Below are 18,451 nucleotides of genomic sequence, written 5' to 3' on the forward strand. Positions count from 1 at the left end.
GATGACGCCGAGCGCCAGTCCCGCCTGTAACAGCCCCTCCTCGAGAAAGGGCCCTGGACGACGTAACTGTCGCGACTGCCGACACTACCAGCGTACCGAAAGCGGCCCGCGCTGCCGCTTTCGTGGTGCCCGCCCCAGCGGGGTCTGTGCGGTGTTCCAACGGCTCAACCCCACCCTCGACCGAAACAGCACCCGCTAAGATCCGCATCCGCGCCCTTTTCACCTAAGCTTGGGGCTATGAATTCGGATCCCTCAACCCAGGTTCACCCTCAAGTGACAACCTCGGCAGCAGACCCTGCCGGACTCTATCTGGTTTTGGATCAGGGCGGAGGCTCCAGTCGCGCGCTGCTGTTTGACCACCGGGGCACCGAATTGGCTTGTGCGCAACAGAAGGTCCTCACCCGGCATCCGGGTCCCGATCGGGTTGAACAGGACCCTGCGCAGCTGTTACAGAGTCTGAAAGCCTGTATCGATCGACTGTTGTCATCGCTGCCGTCGGTCCAGCGGCAACGTATCCGTAGCTGGGGCCTGGCCTGTCAGCGTTCCAATCTGCTGGCGCTGTCTCGGCACAGCGGCACGCCTCTGACTCCGGTACTCAGCTGGCAGGATCTGCGCGCCAGAGACAGGATTGACTGGACGCCGGCGCTGGTCCGTCAGATTCACCAACTGTGCGGACTGTTCCCATCCGATCATCATGGCGCGGCAAAATTCCGCTGGTGCCTGCAGCAGCCCGAGCTGGACTCGATGGCCGCGTCCGGACAACTGCTGCTGACACCGCTGTCGGGTTATCTGGCTGCCGGATTAACCGGCTGGACCCCCAACTCAGGGCAACCGTTACGGCTCGATCACGCCTGCGCCCAACGCACCCTGCTATGGAACCGGCAGACATTAGACTGGGATCCGGCACTGCTGCAACGGTTTCAGATACCGCCCCAGCACCTGCCATCCTTGCAACACTGTGAAGCCAACTGGGGGCTGTTGCACTGGCGGGATCTGTCGATTCCGGGCCGTTTTGTCGGTGGCGACCAAGGCTGTGCTCACTTTGCCCAGGGCCAACCCGAGTCCGACCAAGTGACGGTGACTCTGGGAACCGGTGCCTTTATCAGTGTGGCGCTGGGTAAGCCGATCGAGCAGCCGCATCGGCTGCTGACCAGTCTGGCCAGTAGCCATTCCGAACACAGGGACTGGATGCTTGAGGGTACCGTCAATGGTGCCGCCAGTGCACTACAGTGGCTGCAGCGCCAGTATCCGTCACTCGATCTGGCGGCTCTGCAACAGCAACCGCTCCAGCCTAACCAGGGGCTGTTTCTGAACGCCGTTTCCGGACTCGGCTCACCGTTCTGGAACAGCCGGATCCAGAGCCGTTTTATCGACTGCGACCATGACAGCGAGCGCTATGCCGCCCTGCTGGAAAGCATCCTGTTTCTGATCGTCGAGAACCTGCGGGCGATCCCGGATACGCGGCCCCAGTTGCAACAGATCAAGCTTGGCGGTGGTCTGTCCCGACTACCCGGTCTGGCGCAACGCTTGGCCGATCTGAGCGGCTTACCGGTCAATCTGATTGAGCAGCACGAAGCGACCGCCCGTGGCTTAGCGTTTATCCTGGCTGGCCGGCCCAGCGACTGGAAGCCAAGCGCAGCCCAGCGCTATCAGCCCCAACCAGCCCCCCAACTGCAGCAGCGTTATCGGCGCTGGCAGCAGTACCTGCAACAGGCGTTGGGCACCCGGGCTGACAGCTAGCGGGGCAAGATCAGGGCTGAGACGAGGCTTAAGCTCAAGCCGGCTCCAGCATCAGCTGGGCGGTATCGGCCAACGCTCGGCGCTTACCCAGGTATTCCGGCAGCATCCCGACCACCTTCAACGCAGTGGTTCGATAGGTGGTCAGCTTGCCGCCGTAAATGGAGATCAACCCCCGTCCTTCGAACCAATGTTGCTGAATACGGCTATCCCGGGCCCGGTGGAAAAAGCCGCCATCGCCGTTATCCAGCACCCGCAAGCCGGCGAACTGCTGCTTGATCTGCACATCCAATAACGGGAAGTAGCGTTTGAGCGTCTCCCGCAGATAGTCCAGCTCCACCGTGGTCGGTTCACACTCGGCCGGATCGCCGTGGTAGTGGGTCTCAGTGGTCCCCACCAGGGTATCGCCCTGCCACGGCATCGCGAACACCCCCCGCCCATCATCCGTTTCCAGATAATAAACCGACTCGCCCAGGCTCCCCTCGATCAATATGTGCGCGCCCTGCACCAGGCTGACCGGTAACGGTGCCGGAGCGCCATGGATCCGTTGCTGGACCCTGCCGACCCAGGGGCCGGTGGCATTGATGATCGCGCTGGCTTCGATACGATAATTCCTGCCGCCTTCGGCCAGGTCGACCCGCCAGCCGTAATCGCTGGGCTGGGCATGCAGCAGCTCGCAACGACGTTTTAGCTGAGCCCCCAGGGTCTGCGCCGAGTAAGCCACAGCCCGGGTCAGCAGCCGATCGTCGGTCTGGGCGTCCCAGTAACGGTAAATGGCGCGCAAGCCCTGGCGCTCCAACCCCTGATGCAGCAACTGATCAAACTCGGGGTCATCCGGTTCAAAGCGGTCGAAATCGTTATGCTCCAGACCACGGCCAAACCAGCGGTACAGGTGCAATCCGGTGTATAGCGCCATGTCCGAGCGTTTACTGTCGTCGTACAGCGGAATCAGAAAGGGCACCGGATGCACCAGTTTGGGGGCGATCTGCAGCAATACCTGGCGTTCGCGCAGGGCACGGCGCACCAGCGAAAACTGCCCCGACTCCAGATAGCGAAGCCCGCCGTGTATCAGCTTACTGGAGCGACTCGAGGTCCCACTGCCCCAGTCTTTTTGCTCGATCAGCAGGGTTCGGTAGCCTGCAGCGGCAGCGGCCTGAGCGATACCACAGCCCTGGATGCCGCCCCCGACCACCAGCAGATCGAATCCCTGGCTCTGATCAACATTACTGCGCCGCTCCAGCACTCCGCTCATACGCCCCCCCGCGGATATGGCTCCGGCTCGTAGGACTTCCGCTGGGCCGCCAGCATCTCTCCAATGCTGTCGGTTTCCAACCAGTGAAACCCGCGATCGGCCAGCTGTCGGGCCTGGGCGATATCCGAACTTTCGTAGAGCACGATCGGCACGCCCTGTTTCGGACCCGGTCCAACGCCCAGCGGCACCCGTAGCCGGTTCAGAAACACCCATTCGGGTTCCAGCGCCAACACCTCACGATGCGCCAGCTGATACCAGCGGGTCAGTACCGGTGCAACCCGTTGCCACCCCTGACGGCGCGCCTGTTGCAGCAACTGGATGGAGAAGCTGATCAGTATCACCTGGGGCCGCACCTCCTGGAGCAACGGCAGTATTCTCGCCACCGACTTCGACGGCGATAACACCTGAGTCATCGTACGCTTGAGTTCTAAAAACAAGCTGACCTGAGGATGGCGTCGCAGCAACTCGACCATGGCTTCCAGGCTGAGCAGATCGATATCGCTGAAACGATCACCAAAGCGTGACGGATAACCCGGATGGCAGTGGCTCAGTTGTGCATCGCTGAGTCGATGGATCTGCCCCGCCCGTCCACAGAGCCGATCCAGCTCGCGATCATGAAACAGGTAGGGGGTTGCCTGTGCGCTGAACTGAAGATCCGCCTCCAGGTAGCGGGCACCCACGGCAATCGACTGCTCGAATCCCACCAGGGTATTCTCCGGATAACGGCTCGGATAGCCCCGATGGGCGATCAACTGAAACTCTGCCATGACGACCTCGGTCAGGATTTCTCTGAGTATGGCCGAAGAAACCCTTGTGAGCCGAAAATCATGGGCCGAAAGTCAGTCGCCGCCCGGCTCGGCTGCGGATGATGGTTGTGGTTCGCCCCAAAACGGCAGCAGCTGTTGCTTGAGTCGCTGCTGCAACTGGCGCTCACCGCTGAAACCGTACTCGGCCAGCAGCTGCGCCGCTGACCACTGCTGCAGCAGATAGCGCACCAGTAGCTCGCTTAATTCGGCATCCGGCGCGCTTGATCCAGGCTCGGCTGCCAACAGCCCCCACATCCAGCGCTGCAGCGCCGCTTCCACCAACTGCATCCCCCGGTTGCCCAGCAAAAAGCTATCGATATCTCTGCGGTCCTGGGGTTCGAGCGGATAGAGCTCGGCCGTCCGGCTATCGGCCAATAGCGCACAGACCAATGCCGGCGGCAGCCCGGCGCCGTCACGACTCAGCCGCAACGGCAGGTCGCGGCTGAACTGACACTGGATCTTTTGGAGCAGACTCTCTGCCCGTGCCGAGCAGCTTCGGGCATACAACAGCGACACGGCACCGCTGCGGCCATCGGCTTTGAGCCCCAGGCGTAACGGTTCAAACCCCTGCGAAGACCAGAACGGTAATAACTCGACACTGGCGCCAAAACTGGTACCCAGCACGTCGACCGAAGGCTGCTGACGGGCCTCGGCGAGCAGATGCGCCAACATCAGCGCACCAAAACCACAGCGACGAAGCGGCTCCGCCACGGCGATCCTGACGACACGCCAGTAGTTCAACCCGGCAGCCTCGGCCCATCCCGCTTGGGCGCTGAGTACCTGTGGGATCAGGTGCCCCTGAGGGCGCCGCTCACCGAGCCAGATTTGCCGACCCAGGTCGGCATCGAAACCGCCCTCCTCGGCCAACAGCACAACCCCAAGCACCCGATTAGGTTGATCGAGCCGATCATGCTCGGACAATAACCAGACTTGTCGCGCCGGATCGTCCAGCAGGTCACGCAGGTCCGATGGCGCGGTGCGGTAATGGGCCAGAACCAACAGCCCGAACAACTGCTTCAGCAAGCTCGGATTGGCCAACAGCTGCGTCGGTTCCCAACGGCGAAACACAAGTCGATCATCGGCCAGGTCCGACGGCGCGAACTCGCTCGCCTGAAACGATGCCGGCTCAGCATCCAGCATCAATGCCGAGAACACCCAACGCTCCAACGGATCTCCCGAATTCCAACGGATCGGCTGCTGTAACTCGAGACGACGCCAACCGGGGGTCAGCCGTTGCAATGAGGCGGTGAAACGGATCAGAAAACCGCGGCCGGTGCCTTCGTAACCGTGGGTCGTGGTGGCGAACACCACCCGGGCATGACGCTGTAGTAGTTGTTCCAGCATCGGCGCAGGAATGGCCGCCGCCTCATCGACAAGCAGCAGCTCGGCCACGCCCGGTTGCGATTCGGCCTGTGAGTCGAACGCCGGGCTTAACAACCGATCCAGCGCGACAAACTCCAGTTCGGAAGCACCGCAGCGTATCCGGTTACCCTTGAGGGAAAATTCTGAAGCCGGCAGCAAGGCCTCCAACCGATCGAATAACGCAGAAACGGTCGCCCTGGACGGCGCCGTCAAGCGTATCCGACAGGGCTGCTGTTGCATCAGACGGGCAGTGGCGATACCCAAGGCCGCGCTCTTGCCGCGTCCCCGGTCGGCACTGATTACCAGCGGACGTCGGCGACGCCCCTGCAACACCCGGCAGATCTGCTGGACGGCGACGGCTTGATCTTCGCTTAGACAATCCGGATCACTACTGGGTAAGACTGCCGGCGCCTGCGGCGCTGGCATCTGTTGGAGCCGACGATGGCATTCGAGCGGGTCGGTTGTCGGGGTCAACAACCACACGGCTTGGGCAGCCTGGTGCGGCGGAGCCAGACAGTGCTGCAGCCAATGTTGAAACGGTTTGGCGTTGGCGGTCTCAAACGCAGGTAGCAGCAATAGCAGACAACCGCCGGCGCGGACGGTGCCGCTCAGTGCCCCCAGCGCATCCGGTTCAAGCCCGGAACGGGCATCGATCAGGACGCGGTCGAACTCCTGACCGAGCAGCTGCCGACTTCGATCGGTGCGCAGCCAGTGTTGTGCATAGACCGCCTCCGTCGGAGCATGTTCGGAGATCCAACAACAACGGCGGTCGTCCCCTTGGCACCACAGCGCCTCGACACGGCTCGATACCCAGTCGGCGGGCCCCTGCAAAGCCACCAGATAACGGTGGCGATCGGCTAAACCCCGGTCGCACAGGGTCTCGATAAACGACTTTAAGGGATCAGCGCTCACCAGAAACTCCATCGCAACACAGGGCGCCCATTCTAGCGGGAACTTAGCGTAAAGGAACCTAGGGAAATGGGATGGGCTGCTCAGGGATGGATCTGAAACAGCAACTGCACGGCTGCACGGACATCAATCTTGCCGGGCGCCACAACCGGCACCGACACATCCGCCGACATCCGTGCCATCGACTTGGAAGCCATCGCCATCTCAAAACGCCCCGGATTACCCGATTCGACCTCGATTCGCTCGATCGCCCCCAACTCGACACCGGCAGCCTCGGCAGCAACCCGGGCGTGCAGGCGCGCACGCTCGGTGGCCTGCCGCAGCGCCTGTTGGTATACCGCTTCATTATCCTCCAGACCAAAGCTCAGCTGGCCGACCAGGTTTGCGCCGGCATCGATGGCGGCCTGAATATAACCGGCGACCTGGGTCAATTTCGAAGTTTTGAGCTGCAGCTGTGCCCTCACCTGATAGCCGATGATCTGCGGTTGCCAGTCCTGCTCGGCATTACGCGGCCTCGGCTGCCATTGGGGTTGGACACTGAAGTTGGCCGTGCTCAGCTCTTTCTCGTCCACGCCGGCCTTCAGCAGCGCTTTATTCAACCGCTGCATCAGACGATTGTTCTCCTGCACCGCACTGTCAGCATCGGCAGCGCTGTTCTGCACCCCCAGCATCAGCGAGGCGGAATCAGCCGGTGCCGAAACCACGGCCTCCCCGCGCACCGACAAGCCCTTGTCGGCCGAGGTCTGCGCCAGGCTTGGGGCAGACACCATTGCGGTGCACAAAATCATCACGAACCAGCTCTTCAACATAATGCTCTCCCTAAGGTTTAGTCGATTCGATAGTTAATTAAATCCCGCTGTTTCTTGCTCCTTGCTGAACGCCGATCCCTGCAGCCGGCCGACTTAACATCCATCGCGGAGCACCGGATCGAGCGAGAAACAGCCATGACGGGGGCCCCATCATGAACCAAAATCGATCCATCAATCCAGCCCCCCCGAATCCCGCGTTAGGTTAGCCATAAATCGCGAATTAATCCTTGACAAACCCTGTGCCGAGCGTTTCGAAGCGACGCCTCGAAGAAGGTTATTAACACGACCGGGACTCACCACCCGGTCGACCGGGGCTGTATTCGAACCTTGAGTGATAATTATCAAAAAAAGCCGTAACCAATTGATTTATAAAACACCAAGTCAGGCTGGTCATTTTTTAACCAATTCGTCTGTAGGCAGCATTCTTTGTGGCACCTGTGGTTTTTTATTCTTACTGTCCACCGAATTATCCACAACTTCTGTGGAAAGGCCGCCACAGGCCCGATCAGAGCTGGGATGGCAGTTACATGACACTTTTATGATGGGGGAGTGATGGGGAAGAAAGCGGCAACGAAGCCTCTATTTCATCCGCTCGGGACGCAGCTCCGTCTGGGCCCTAAAAAGAAAAAAGCCGTTGGTAGTCGTTACCAACGGCTTTTTAGAATCCTTGCGGCAACTCACCACAGCGTCCGTTATTGTGGCCAGATCCCTCTGTTTCCTTGTTGCACTGCACCGAGTATCGCGAATTCATCGGGCTCTGGCTCTAGGAAAAATTCCTATTTTTCAGATTAAACGACTAAGGTCGTAGATTTTTACTTGGCTTGTTGTCGCCAAGCCCGGTTCGTCTACAATACCGCCGTCTTAATGCCGGCCCCTTGAGGAAACGAACATGATGCGCCACCTGACCGCGCTGTTTGCGTTGCTGTTACTGACCTACCAACCGCAACTCAACGCTCAAACTTTTACCTTCACCGCCATCCCCGATCAGGATGAAACCCTGTTGCAGACCCGCTTCGGCAGCATTGCCGACTACCTCAGTGAGCAGCTGGGCACAGACGTTCGCTACCTGCCGGTGAAATCCTATGCCGCCGCGGTCACTGCCTTTCGCAATAACCAGGTCCAACTGGCCTGGTTCGGCGGGCTATCCGGCGTCCAGGCCCGCAAGCGTGTTCCCGGCAGCGAAGCCATTGCACAGGGTTACGAAGATCAGTTTTTCCAGACCTTTTTTATCGCCCATCAAAGCACCGGGTTAGCGCGTTCCGAGCAGTTATCGGAGCAGATCCGCGGTAAAACCTTCACCTTCGGCTCCAAGGGCTCGACGTCCGGGCGACTGATGCCGGAGTACTACCTGCGAAACCGGTTTGATCAATCACCGGACCAGCTGTTTCGCCGCGTCGGTTTCAGTGGTGACCACAGCCGCACCATCGCACTGGTTCAATCCGGTGCCTATGACCTCGGCGCGGTCAACTTTAAGGTCTGGGAGCGTGAACTGGCCGCCGGTCGCATCGATACCGACAAAGTCGAGGTGATCTGGAGTACGCCGAGCTATCCGGATTACCAGTGGTCGATCCGCGGGGATGTTGACCAACGCTGGGGCGCGGGCTTCAAGCAAAAGGTGAAGCGGGCCCTCCTGGCTATCGATGATCGCAAACTGCTCGACGCTTTCCCGCGCAGCCGCTTTATCGAAGCCAGTAATGCCGACTTTGAGCCGGTGGAACGGGTCGCCCGCGACATCGGACTGATCGATTAAGTCAGGACCTTTGATGGTGCAGCCAAGCGACAACGTCGAATTCGGCCCGAAACCGGGACCTGAACCCTTGTTCCAACTGACCGGCCAGGATCTGGGGTACGGCTCCCAGGCCGTATTGAAACAGCTGCACCTGTCGATCCACGCCGGTGAAAAGGTGGCCCTGCTGGGTCCCAGCGGATCCGGCAAAAGCACCCTGTTACGCAAGCTCTACCATCAACAACGGCACCGGTGCGCCTTGCTGCCACAACAGCTGGGCCTGGTCGAGGTGTTGAGTGTGTTTCACAACATCTACATGGGGCGTCTGTCGCAGCGCTCTGCGTTGTACAACCTGTTCAACCTCATCAGTCCAAGACCGGAGCCGGTGACGCAGATCCGTTCGCTGGCGGAATCGTTAGGGATCGAATCGCTACTCTGGCGATCCGTCGACAGTCTCTCCGGTGGTCAGCAGCAGCGAACCGCGTTGGGGCGGGCGCTGTACCAGAATTGCCAGCTGTTTATCGGCGATGAACCGGTCTCATCGGTTGACCCCTTCCGGGCCGAGTCGATGCTGTCACTGATCAACCAGCAGCACCAAACCGTGGTTGTGGCACTGCACGATCGCGAGCAGGCATTAAGCCACTTCGATCGGATTATCGGCTTAAGCCGGGGCCGGATCGTACTGGATCAGCCCTGCAGCGAACTGGAACCACAACAGCTCGCCGCTATCTACCGGTCCTGATAGGTTGTTGCGCTTGATCGTTCCTCACCGCCGCCGACGCGCCCGCAGCAGTGCAGGCCGGCTATTGCAAACCAGCATTGGCCTGCTGGGACTGGCGCTGCTGCTATTGTTGTTCGCCGATATCGAGTTACAACGCCCTGACCCCTGGGGCGAGCTGGCAGCGATCGGCTGGGGATTGCTGAGCCCCGATTTCTGGCATATCGAGCAGCTACCCCAGGCGCTGTTCAACACCCTGGCTTTTGCCCTCCTCGGCGTCGCGTTGTCGGCACCGACGGGCTTGCTGCTGGCGCTGGCCTTTCACTGGCGTTGGGTGCGAACCCTTTGCGCCTTTGTCCGTTCCATTCACGAGCTGTTCTGGGCGCTGCTGTTGATGCAGCTGCTGGGCCTGAGTCCTCTGACTGGCGTACTCGCGATTGCGATCCCCTACAGCGGCATCTTCGCGAAGATCTTCGCCGAGATTCTGGAGGAGAGTGATCAACGGGCCTGGAAATTAGTTCCCCCAGGCAGCGACCCACTCAGCGCCTTCTGCTACAGCCGTCTCCCCCAGGCCTGGCCACACCTTCGCAGCTATACCCGCTATCGGCTCGAATGCGCCCTTCGCTCCAGCGCGGTGCTGGGTTTTATCGGCCTGCCAACACTGGGCTTTCATCTCGAAAGCGCCTTTAACCAAGGGCTCTATTCCCAATCAGCGGCACTGATCTATCTGTTGATTGTGCTGGTGTTTGCACTGCGATGGTTATTCTGGCACCCCGCCACGGTACCGCTGTACTGCCTGGTGGCTATCCTGTGGCTGCCCTGGTCGCTGACCTTTGATCTCGGCCTGGTCTGGCACCTGCTGAGCCAGGAGCTGCTCCCCGCCCCACTGCGCGAGCAGCCCTGGCAGGCCCAGTCATGGCTTAATCTATACGACTGGGGCAGCGTGCTGATTCAACAACAGGCGCTGCCGGGACTGTTCAACACCCTGATCCTCAGTATCATCGCCACGGTCGCCAGTGGCCTGCTGGCGTTGCTGCTGTTCCCGTTGATCTCCAGTCAGTTCCTGCGTCGCCGCGGTCGCAGTTGCGGCCACCTGCTGCTGGTCAGTATGCGCTCGGTCCCCGAGTTGATTCTGGCCTTCGTGCTGCTGTTGGTGATCGGCCCGTCGATGCTGCCGGCCATCATCGCCCTGGCGCTGCATAACGGCGCTATCATCGGCCACCTGATCGGACAGGCCAGTGACGGCATCCTGCTGCGCGTCGACGCCTGCTTCGGCCTCAACCGCTACCTGTTTGAAGTGTTGCCGCGAATTTACCGCCAATTCCTCGCCTTTACGCTCTACCGTTGGGAAGTGATTTTGCGTGAAACCGCGATCCTCGGTATTCTCGGCATCCAGACCCTGGGCTTCTATATCGATTCGGCCTTCGAAGAGCTGCGTTTTGATCGTGCCCTGCTGCTGATTCTGGTCACGGCCTTTTTAAATATGCTGGTCGATAGCAGCGCACGCTGGTTGCGGCTGCGCTTGAATCTTTCCGATGGGCCGAGCACGCTCATCCCTACCCATCCAACCCGCTGACTGAATGATCTCCATGAGTGCTGAACAGTTGTTCGAACGCCCCGAAGGCAGCTATCGTCTTCACCGCTATCCCCACCTCCCCAAGCTGCCGTTAAGAGCCTGGGACGCGGCGGATGAATTGCTGCTTCAGCACCTCGACGAGCTACAGCAACAGGGGCAGACCCTGCCGCCTCCGTTGATTCTCAATGACGCCTTCGGCGCCCTGGCGGTTGCCTTGCACCAGCAACACCCCAGCAGCTGTGGCGATTCCTATCTGGCCCAAAAGGCCCTCGCGCTTAATCTTGCCGGTAACGGTATCGATCCGGGAAAGGTCCGCTTGCTGGCCCCGTTCGATCCGCCGCCCAAGGCGATCAAACTGCTGCTGATCAAACTGCCCAAGACCCTGAGCCTGTTGGAGGACCAGCTGTGCCGGGTGCGCCCCTATCTGGCGCCGGACTGCCGCATTATCGGCGCCGCGATGGCCAAGCATATTCAGCGCTCCAGCGTAGAGCTGTTCGAACAGCTGATCGGTCCGAGCCGCTGTTCGTTGGCGAAGAAGAAAGCCCGCTTGCTGTTTGCCGAACTGGATCCGGCCAAACCGGACATCGACTCCCCCTACCCCAGCCGTTACCAACTCGAAGGCAGTCAGTACCAGGTCTTCAACCAAGCCGGCGTGTTCTCGCGTGAAAAACTGGATATCGGTACCCGACTGTTTCTGCAACAGATCCCTTCAGGGATCGGCGGCGGCAGAATCATTGATCTGGGCTGTGGCAACGGGCTGGTCGGCCTGATCGCCGCCGAACAGAATCCGGATGCCCGGCTGCTGTTCACCGATGAATCTTTCCGCGCCCTGGCCAGCGCCAAACAGACCTTCGAGGCGGCATTCGGGGATCGGCGCTCGGCCGAGTTTATCGCGGACAACTGTCTGGAGCAGCAACCGGACAACAGTGCAGCCCTGGTGCTCAACAACCCGCCGTTTCACCAGCAGCAGAGTGTTGGTGATCATATCGCCCGGCAGATGTTCCGTGACGCCCGTCGGGTGCTGCAGCCTGGAGGTGAGCTCAGAGTCATCGGCAACCGCCACCTGGGCTATCATCAGCAGCTACGACGCCTGTTCGGTAACTGTGAACTGATCGCCAACAACCCCAAGTTTGTGGTTCTGAGCGCAATCAAACGCTGACCCCCGACCTCAAGCGGCTTGGCCGCTGTCGTCGATCCACTGTTGAGACTGGGCCAAGCCCTGACGCATGGCCTGTTCGCCGCTATCACGCCTTAACTGCTGCAACAGTCTTGCCGCTTGGGCATAGTTACGGCGTAGCAGCCCCAGCCACTGTTTCAAGCGGCCATCGGCATACCGGGGGGCGATCAGATGCAGCTGCTGGTAGTAGTCCTCAATCCAAGGGACCAGGGCCGCCCAGTCCAAAGCTTTGACCGGCTGCCCGTCTAGGTGCTGGCGGATCTGCAGCGCCAAGTCAGGCCGGGAAACCAGCCCCCGCCCCAGCATCACCCGCTGACAACCGCTGACCTGCCGACAACGCTCAAAGTCCTCCAACGACCAGATTTCCCCATTGGCAACCACCGGAATCGTCACCGCCTGTCGTATCCGTGCCAACCAATGCCAGTGTGCTGGCGGTCGATACCCTTCCAGCTTGGTCCGGGCATGGACACAGAGCTCCCCGGCACCGGCCTCAGCAATGGCCACGGCGTTGTGCAGCGCCACAGACGTATCTTCATAGCCCAGCCTCATCTTGGCCGTCAGCGGAATCTCTATCGGTAACTGAGCCCGCACCTGTTCGACGATGCGGCCGACCAGGTCGGGTTCTTTAAGCAGAATGGCGCCACCGCGATTTCGATTCACCGTTTTGGCCGGGCAACCGAAATTAAGGTCGATCCCCGGGGCTCCCAGTTCAGCCAGCTTGGCCGCCGTATCCGCCAACAACTGCGGGTCAGATCCCAGTAACTGCACAAATACCGGCGTCGCTGCTCGGGTCTGTCCCTGGCTCCTCAGTTCAGGACACAGACGCAGATAAACCCGGCGTGGTAACACCCGTTCTGAAATGCGTACAAACTCGGTAACGCAACGATCGACTCCACCGATTCGGCTGATAATATCCCGCATCACCGGATCCACCAGTCCTTCCATCGGCGCCAGATAAATATGCATAGTTCAAGGGGTCTGACTGAGAGGGGGCGGGGAGCTTAGCATGCCGCTTCGGCCAGAAGAATAGTGATGCTATCGGCGGTGATAGCAAAAGCAATAAACCGGGGACTAACAACAAGAAACCCTTGCATTATTCACAAAACTCAAACACCGAAGAAAACAGCAATAAAAAAGTCATAATGAGAGCGATTTTTTTATAAAAACGCTATTGACTTTACTAACATCATGAAAACAAAGGTATTTTTAAGACTGGTTAAATTTTAACCGATTTTAAACAAGTGACCGAATGTTGCGGCCTTGGTCGCCATAGCCAACTTTATTCCACAGAGTTATGCACAGAAACTGTGAGCAAATCGCTACAGCCCCGATATCATCGTAAGCCCAAGCAATTCTCGAAAATCAACATTCTGATCTGTCTCCAATCAAACCCCGTCAGCGTCAAAAAAAATCGATCGGCAGAGGCCGCCATCATGTCTTCTAAAGAGCAGCAATTTAGCCTGCTTTATGCTAGCCATAAGGGTTTGTCGCAGTGCGATGATCAAGCCCCCTACATTCTGCTAACAAATGGCCGTAATTCGTCTATTTAGATTGATTGATTCTCAATAGACCCTATAATGCACAGCTTGCGTTGCGGGTGGTTGATAATGACAATTTGAGCCTGTCTCAAACAAAATTCCGCCTGACGTTTCAACTGCTCAATGCCTTGCCCTGCGGCTTGTGCGTACTGCTTAGACCTGATGATGAACACCTGGGAGAAACTGATGTCAGAGGCCCGTCCTACGATTGATCTTGCCAAATACGGTATCGAAGACGCACAAGAGATTGTTTACAACCCCTCCTACGAGCTACTGTTCGAAGAAGAGACCAAAGCCTCCCTGTCCGGTTTTGAGAAGGGTGTTGTCACCGAGTCTGGCGCCGTTGCGGTAGACACCGGGATCTTTACCGGCCGTTCCCCCAAAGACAAGTTCATCGTTCGCGACGATACCACCCGCGACACCGTATGGTGGTCCGACCAGGGCAAGAACGACAACAAGCCGATCTCTACTGAAGTTTGGGGCGAACTGAAGCAACTGGTTACCAAACAACTGTCCGGCAAACGTCTGTTCGTTGTTGACACCTACTGTGGTGCCAACGAAGACACTCGCCTGAACGTACGCTTCATCACCGAAGTGGCCTGGCAGGCGCACTTCGTCACCAACATGTTCATCCGCCCGACCGAAGCCGAACTGGCCGACTACGAGCCGGACTTCGTGGTAATGAACGGTGCCAAGACCACCAACCCGAACTGGCAGGAACAGGGCCTGAATTCCGAGAACTTCGTCGCCTTCAACCTGACCGAGAAGATGCAGCTGATCGGCGGCACCTGGTACGGTGGTGAGATGAAGAAGGGTATGTTCTCGATGATGAACTACCTGCTGCCGCTCAAGGGCATCGCGTCCATGCACTGCTCCGCCAACGTCGGCAAAGATGGCGATGTGGCCGTATTCTTCGGCCTGTCCGGCACCGGTAAGACCACCCTGTCCACCGACCCCAAGCGCGAGCTGATCGGCGACGACGAGCACGGCTGGGACGACAACGGCGTATTCAACTTTGAAGGCGGCTGCTACGCCAAGACCATCAACCTGAGCAAGGAAAACGAGCCGGATATCTATAACGCTATCCGTCGCGATGCCCTGCTGGAAAACGTCACCGTCGACGCCGATGGCAAGATCGACTACGACGACGGTTCCAAGACCGAAAACACCCGGGTTTCCTACCCGATCTACCACATCGACAACATCGTCAAGCCGGTTTCCAAAGCAGGTCACGCCACCAAGGTGATCTTCCTGACCGCCGACGCCTTCGGTGTGCTGCCACCGGTCTCCAAACTGACACCCGAGCAGACCCGCTACTACTTCCTGTCCGGCTTTACTTCTAAGCTGGCCGGTACCGAGCGCGGCATCACCGAGCCGACGCCGACCTTCAGCTCCTGCTTCGGCGCCGCTTTCCTGAGCCTGCACCCGACCACCTACGCCAAAGTTCTGACCGAGCGCATGAACGCTTCCGGCGCCCAGGCTTACCTGGTCAACACCGGCTGGAACGGCACCGGCAAGCGGATCTCAATCAAGGACACTCGCGCCATTATCGATGCGATCCTGGACGGCTCCATTGAAGATCAGGAGTTCGTTAGCCTGCCCTACTTCAACCTGGCCGTGCCTCAGTCTCTGCCGGGCGCTGACAGCGGCATCCTGAACCCGCAGGACACCTACAGCGACGCCACCATCTGGGACGGCAAAGCCCAGAACCTGGCCGCCATGTTCGTCGACAACTTCGAGCGCTTCACCGATAACGAAGAGGGCAAAGCCCTGGTTGAGGCCGGTCCGAAGCTGTAAGTCAGCAGCACTCGCTATAACGAAAAGCCCGGCAATCGCCGGGCTTTTTTTATTCTCGTTTTGAGCAGAAGAGAATCGGGATGCTGGACGGCCTGCCAAACTCAACCCTTGGCATTCTCCAATGCCGCCAACAGGCTTTCCAGATCAGAGACGATCAGCCCACCACTGGCTTGGATAAAGTACTCGACCTGCAGATTGACCCGCCCGCCTAAGTTGTCACAACTCAGGCGAAAGTCCCCACGGTAACCAAAGATTCGCTTGCCGTTGGCAAAGCCATAGCCAATCTCCGCCGCTGTGCCGGAATCAACATCAACCCCGTCCAGGTTTGCCAGTATCCAGTCACAACCATCGATGGCCTCGGTATTGGTCGCTCCGATCTGCCGATTAATCTGCGCCAGCTGCAAGCGCTGCTGATTCAGATCCGGCAACGCCAACGCGGCCTGCAACTCGCTGGTATCACCAAGGGTCCACGGATCAACCGGAACCAGGTCCAACCGCTCCAACGACGGAATCAAGCACTGATAGTGAAACAGCCTGCCCGCCTCTGAGAAGCCTAAGGGCCCGGCCAAATAAACCTTGATCGCCATATCCTCTCCCTAAACCACGGTTGACTCGCCCCTGAGAACTCAGACCGCTCGTATCGGAGCCGACTGTATAAAGGCTTCGATATTCTCACCGATCTGCTCCACGATCCGCTGCCGCGCCTCTTGGCTTCCCCAGGCGCTATGCGGCGTCAGAATCAGATTGGGGATATCCGGGTCCAGCAGCACATTGCCATCCCGCGGTGGCTCCTGGGACAAGACATCCATCGCCGCTCCTCCCAGGTGACCAGACTTCAATGCCTGCGCCAGCGCCGGCTCGTCGACGATTCCACCACGGGCGGCGTTGATCAACAAGGCGCCCGGCTTCATCAGCGCCAGCGCCCGGCTGTCGATCAGATGACGGCTCTGATCGGTCAGTGGACAGTGCAGGCTGAGCAGATCAACCCGAGGCAACAGTTGCTCCAATGCCAAGCGCCCCTCAGCGGGCACCGTACCGGGCCGTGCGGCGATCAACACCTCCATCCCCAGTGCCTCGGCAATCCGCGCCACGCCCTGGCCCAGTTCGCCGTAACCGACGATACCCAGGGTTTTACCCGCCAGCTCCATGATCGGAAAATCAAGCAGACAGAACTGCTCACTCCGCCCCCAGTCGCCGCGCTGCACGGCGGCAGAATAGTCCGGCAACCGAGTCGCCAATGCCAGCATCAGGCACAGGGTGTGCTGCACCACCGAAGCAGTTCCATAGCCCTGACAGTTGCTGACCACCACACCCTGCTTAGCCGCCGCTTGCAGGTCGACATTGTTGGTCCCGGTGGCCGCGATACAGATCAACTTCAGATTCGGCAGGGATTCGATCAGCGCAGCATCCAGCACCACCTTGTTGACAATAGCGATCTGCACCCCGGCCAGGCGTGCCGCCACCTCGCTCGGCTGAGTTCGATCAAACAGCATCAGCTCGTCAACCTGAGCGGCGATCGCCGAAAGGTCAAGATCAGACCGATCCAAACTCCCCTGATCTAAAAAAACCGCCTTCATCGCCCGTCTCCAATGTCCAACTCACAAAAAAAAGCCCGCAGCTATCAAAGTCGCGGGCTTGCAGAACCTAGTCTCTCAACGAAATCAGTTGACCTGCATCTGGTCCCGTAGCTTCCAGAACAGCTCTTCGGCCACACCCACCGGCGCCGGCGAGCCTTCATCAGTCAGGAGCGACACGTAAATGCCGCTGCTGCGACGGGTCATTGCTACCTGGTAGCGGCCGGTATAGACCAGCTCACCGGTTTCCGGATCGACGTCACCTCCCTGCTCGCCAGAGTCAAAGACATAGATAATGCGTCCACCGAGCCAGATCTTGTAGCCATCCTTAGCCGCCAGTCGTTGTTGCTCCAGGTCGGGATTATCGGCCAGATCAACTTCCGGCTTAGAGCTGTAACGGGGACCCTCATTGGGATCTTTCTCAGCCCCTAACGCACCGGCCAAAACTTCCGAACTGATCTTGATATCTTCACGATCACCGTGCAGCCAGTCCAAGAATCCGACCTCATCTTCGTCCTCATCCACCAACGGTGCCGAGGAGCTATAGGTGATGTAGTACTTGCCAAGATTACGATCGAACGAGCCGACATCTACATCAGCCGACAACAATGAGCTTTCCAGCATCGTCCAGGCCTGATCGACCGGTACCGTCATCTTCAACACCGGCTTGCCGCGGGAATCACGCCCGATAAATACCTGCCCCTTCTGGGCCTGCCGCGCCCGTTCAGCGCTGGCGGTGGCTTCGATGGTATTCTTGCTCAGGTAATGCAGCAGGTCGTACATCACTTCGGACTGGTAGCTGACACTTTTGCTCTTCGCCGACCAATCGACGGTTTCGTCAGACGCTTTGGTACTGGCTCGAAGATGATCCAATCGAATGGAGGTCTTGCCCTGATCTTCAGCATCCGGACGCAAGTAAACCCGAAGCTTGTCGCGGGTTGGACCTTCTTCAACATCACTAAAGGTTAGCCGCGCCACCATTCTGGAGAAAAAGCCCGGCTCTTCACCACCGCTATCGATCCAGGCGGTCTCCATCATCCCCTGTCGGGGATCGGACACCGCGATCGGCTGATCGTTATAGCTCCAGAAGTCCTGCACCTTGGTCCAGACCTGATTGATCGGCTCGTTGACTACGATCAGTCGTTCTTGACCTTCCCGGGACAGGTTGACCTTCTCGTTACCGGCCTCGGCAATAAAGAAGTCCGGTCTGGGAATCTCAAACTCCTGATCGGACTCGATGGCGGCGGTACCGATATCCGGAATTTCCAGCGTGTTCTTGATCTTCTCTGAGTCCAGATGGGACGGAACCACCAGTGGTGGAGCGATTTCGGACTGTTCGTAGTCCTGACCACGGTCGCGGATTACCGCGTCCTCCCCACCGTAGAGAAAGTTATTGGTCAGGGCTTCACAACCACTCAAGGCAAGGACCGAAGCTGCCAGGACTACTCGATTGAGGCTATGCATAAGCCG

General features: G+C 59.0%; 15 protein-coding genes. 7 read left to right on the forward strand and 8 right to left on the reverse strand.

The features are described 5' to 3' along the window. Nucleotide 1 precedes the first annotated feature (1 nt). The gene (locus ACO05M_RS13880) at nt 2-199 is read left to right on the forward strand and encodes a hypothetical protein (protein WP_421864010.1); all 198 of its coding nucleotides are present in this window, start codon (nt 2-4) and stop codon (nt 197-199) included. Between the two features lie 74 nt (nt 200-273). Further along, nucleotides 274-1,740 carry an FGGY family carbohydrate kinase gene (locus tag ACO05M_RS13885; protein WP_421864013.1) on the forward strand — a complete coding sequence of 489 codons (1,467 nt, stop codon included), beginning with the start codon at nt 274-276 and terminating at the stop codon, nt 1,738-1,740. Nucleotides 1,741-1,774: 34 nt separating this feature from the next. Here ACO05M_RS13885 and ACO05M_RS13890 read toward each other — a convergent pair whose 3' ends face one another. The 4 genes from ACO05M_RS13890 to ACO05M_RS13905 all read right to left on the reverse strand — a co-directional run bounded on the left by ACO05M_RS13890 (nt 1,775) and on the right by ACO05M_RS13905 (nt 6,875). Further along, entirely contained in the window at nt 1,775-2,989 is a 1,215-nt protein-coding gene (locus ACO05M_RS13890) for a glycerol-3-phosphate dehydrogenase/oxidase (RefSeq protein WP_421864016.1), read from the reverse strand. Then, complete coding sequence (locus ACO05M_RS13895) at nt 2,986-3,756, reverse strand: glycerophosphodiester phosphodiesterase family protein (protein ID WP_421864018.1); 771 nt, start codon at nt 3,754-3,756, stop codon at nt 2,986-2,988. Before ACO05M_RS13895 ends, ACO05M_RS13890 begins: the two co-directional genes overlap by 4 nt. A gap of 72 nt (nt 3,757-3,828) precedes the next feature. Then, nucleotides 3,829-6,069: a tRNA(Met) cytidine acetyltransferase TmcA gene (locus ACO05M_RS13900; protein ID WP_421864021.1), complete on the reverse strand. Its 2,241-nt coding sequence runs from the start codon at nt 6,067-6,069 to the stop codon at nt 3,829-3,831. Between the two features lie 80 nt (nt 6,070-6,149). Then, nucleotides 6,150-6,875, reverse strand: a complete 726-nt coding sequence (locus ACO05M_RS13905) for an SIMPL domain-containing protein (protein WP_421864024.1) — start codon at nt 6,873-6,875, stop codon at nt 6,150-6,152. Between the two features lie 889 nt (nt 6,876-7,764). Here ACO05M_RS13905 and ACO05M_RS13910 point away from each other — a divergent pair. Genes ACO05M_RS13910 through ACO05M_RS13925 form a run of 4 tightly spaced genes read left to right on the forward strand, consistent with a single transcriptional unit; the run spans nt 7,765 to nt 12,054 of the window. Further along, nucleotides 7,765-8,625, forward strand: a complete 861-nt coding sequence (locus tag ACO05M_RS13910) for a putative selenate ABC transporter substrate-binding protein (protein WP_421864027.1) — start codon at nt 7,765-7,767, stop codon at nt 8,623-8,625. A gap of 13 nt (nt 8,626-8,638) precedes the next feature. Further along, nucleotides 8,639-9,343: an ATP-binding cassette domain-containing protein gene (locus ACO05M_RS13915; RefSeq protein ID WP_421864029.1), complete on the forward strand. Its 705-nt coding sequence runs from the start codon at nt 8,639-8,641 to the stop codon at nt 9,341-9,343. A 13-nt stretch (nt 9,344-9,356) separates the two neighbouring features. Then, nucleotides 9,357-10,895 carry a PhnE/PtxC family ABC transporter permease gene (locus tag ACO05M_RS13920; RefSeq protein ID WP_421864033.1) on the forward strand — a complete coding sequence of 513 codons (1,539 nt, stop codon included), beginning with the start codon at nt 9,357-9,359 and terminating at the stop codon, nt 10,893-10,895. A gap of 13 nt (nt 10,896-10,908) precedes the next feature. Beyond that, nucleotides 10,909-12,054 carry a methyltransferase gene (locus tag ACO05M_RS13925; RefSeq protein WP_421864035.1) on the forward strand — a complete coding sequence of 382 codons (1,146 nt, stop codon included), beginning with the start codon at nt 10,909-10,911 and terminating at the stop codon, nt 12,052-12,054. 9 nt (nt 12,055-12,063) lie between these two features. On the opposite strand, the gene ACO05M_RS13930 is transcribed toward ACO05M_RS13925, so the two are convergent. Beyond that, nucleotides 12,064-13,038, reverse strand: a complete 975-nt coding sequence (locus tag ACO05M_RS13930) for a tRNA dihydrouridine synthase (RefSeq protein WP_421864038.1) — start codon at nt 13,036-13,038, stop codon at nt 12,064-12,066. Nucleotides 13,039-13,796: 758 nt separating this feature from the next. On the opposite strand from ACO05M_RS13930, the gene pckA reads away from it, so the two are divergent. Next, the gene (gene pckA / locus ACO05M_RS13935) at nt 13,797-15,407 is read left to right on the forward strand and encodes a phosphoenolpyruvate carboxykinase (ATP) (protein WP_421864040.1); all 1,611 of its coding nucleotides are present in this window, start codon (nt 13,797-13,799) and stop codon (nt 15,405-15,407) included. Nucleotides 15,408-15,508: 101 nt separating this feature from the next. Here pckA and ACO05M_RS13940 read toward each other — a convergent pair whose 3' ends face one another. The 3 genes from ACO05M_RS13940 to bamC form a co-directional block, all read right to left on the reverse strand. After that, nucleotides 15,509-15,994, reverse strand: a complete 486-nt coding sequence (locus ACO05M_RS13940) for a nucleoside 2-deoxyribosyltransferase (protein ID WP_421864043.1) — start codon at nt 15,992-15,994, stop codon at nt 15,509-15,511. Nucleotides 15,995-16,033: 39 nt separating this feature from the next. Next, on the reverse strand, nt 16,034-16,984 hold the full coding sequence (locus ACO05M_RS13945) for a 2-hydroxyacid dehydrogenase (protein WP_421864045.1): 951 nt from the start codon (nt 16,982-16,984) through the stop codon (nt 16,034-16,036). Between the two features lie 84 nt (nt 16,985-17,068). Then, on the reverse strand, nt 17,069-18,445 hold the full coding sequence (gene bamC / locus ACO05M_RS13950; RefSeq protein ID WP_421864047.1) for an outer membrane protein assembly factor BamC: 1,377 nt from the start codon (nt 18,443-18,445) through the stop codon (nt 17,069-17,071). Nucleotides 18,446-18,451 lie beyond the last annotated feature (6 nt).

The organism is Motiliproteus sp. (assembly GCF_965230735.1).
Taxonomy (GTDB): domain Bacteria; phylum Pseudomonadota; class Gammaproteobacteria; order Pseudomonadales; family Balneatricaceae; genus Motiliproteus.

Bases quoted from the DNA above. Each gene is read 5' to 3' on its own strand.
- ACO05M_RS13880 (WP_421864010.1), top strand. From the start codon at position 2: ATGACGCCGAGCGCCAGTCCCGCCTGTAACAGCCCCTCCTCGAGAAAG.
- ACO05M_RS13890 (WP_421864016.1), bottom strand. From the start codon at position 2,989: ATGAGCGGAGTGCTGGAGCGGCGCAGTAATGTTGATCAGAGCCAGGGA.
- ACO05M_RS13895 (WP_421864018.1), bottom strand. From the start codon at position 3,756: ATGGCAGAGTTTCAGTTGATCGCCCATCGGGGCTATCCGAGCCGTTAT.
- ACO05M_RS13905 (WP_421864024.1), bottom strand. From the start codon at position 6,875: ATGTTGAAGAGCTGGTTCGTGATGATTTTGTGCACCGCAATGGTGTCT.
- ACO05M_RS13910 (WP_421864027.1), top strand. From the start codon at position 7,765: ATGATGCGCCACCTGACCGCGCTGTTTGCGTTGCTGTTACTGACCTAC.
- ACO05M_RS13915 (WP_421864029.1), top strand. From the start codon at position 8,639: ATGGTGCAGCCAAGCGACAACGTCGAATTCGGCCCGAAACCGGGACCT.
- ACO05M_RS13925 (WP_421864035.1), top strand. From the start codon at position 10,909: ATGAGTGCTGAACAGTTGTTCGAACGCCCCGAAGGCAGCTATCGTCTT.
- ACO05M_RS13930 (WP_421864038.1), bottom strand. From the start codon at position 13,038: ATGCATATTTATCTGGCGCCGATGGAAGGACTGGTGGATCCGGTGATG.
- pckA (WP_421864040.1), top strand. From the start codon at position 13,797: ATGTCAGAGGCCCGTCCTACGATTGATCTTGCCAAATACGGTATCGAA.
- ACO05M_RS13940 (WP_421864043.1), bottom strand. From the start codon at position 15,994: ATGGCGATCAAGGTTTATTTGGCCGGGCCCTTAGGCTTCTCAGAGGCG.
- ACO05M_RS13945 (WP_421864045.1), bottom strand. From the start codon at position 16,984: ATGAAGGCGGTTTTTTTAGATCAGGGGAGTTTGGATCGGTCTGATCTT.
- bamC (WP_421864047.1), bottom strand. From the start codon at position 18,445: ATGCATAGCCTCAATCGAGTAGTCCTGGCAGCTTCGGTCCTTGCCTTG.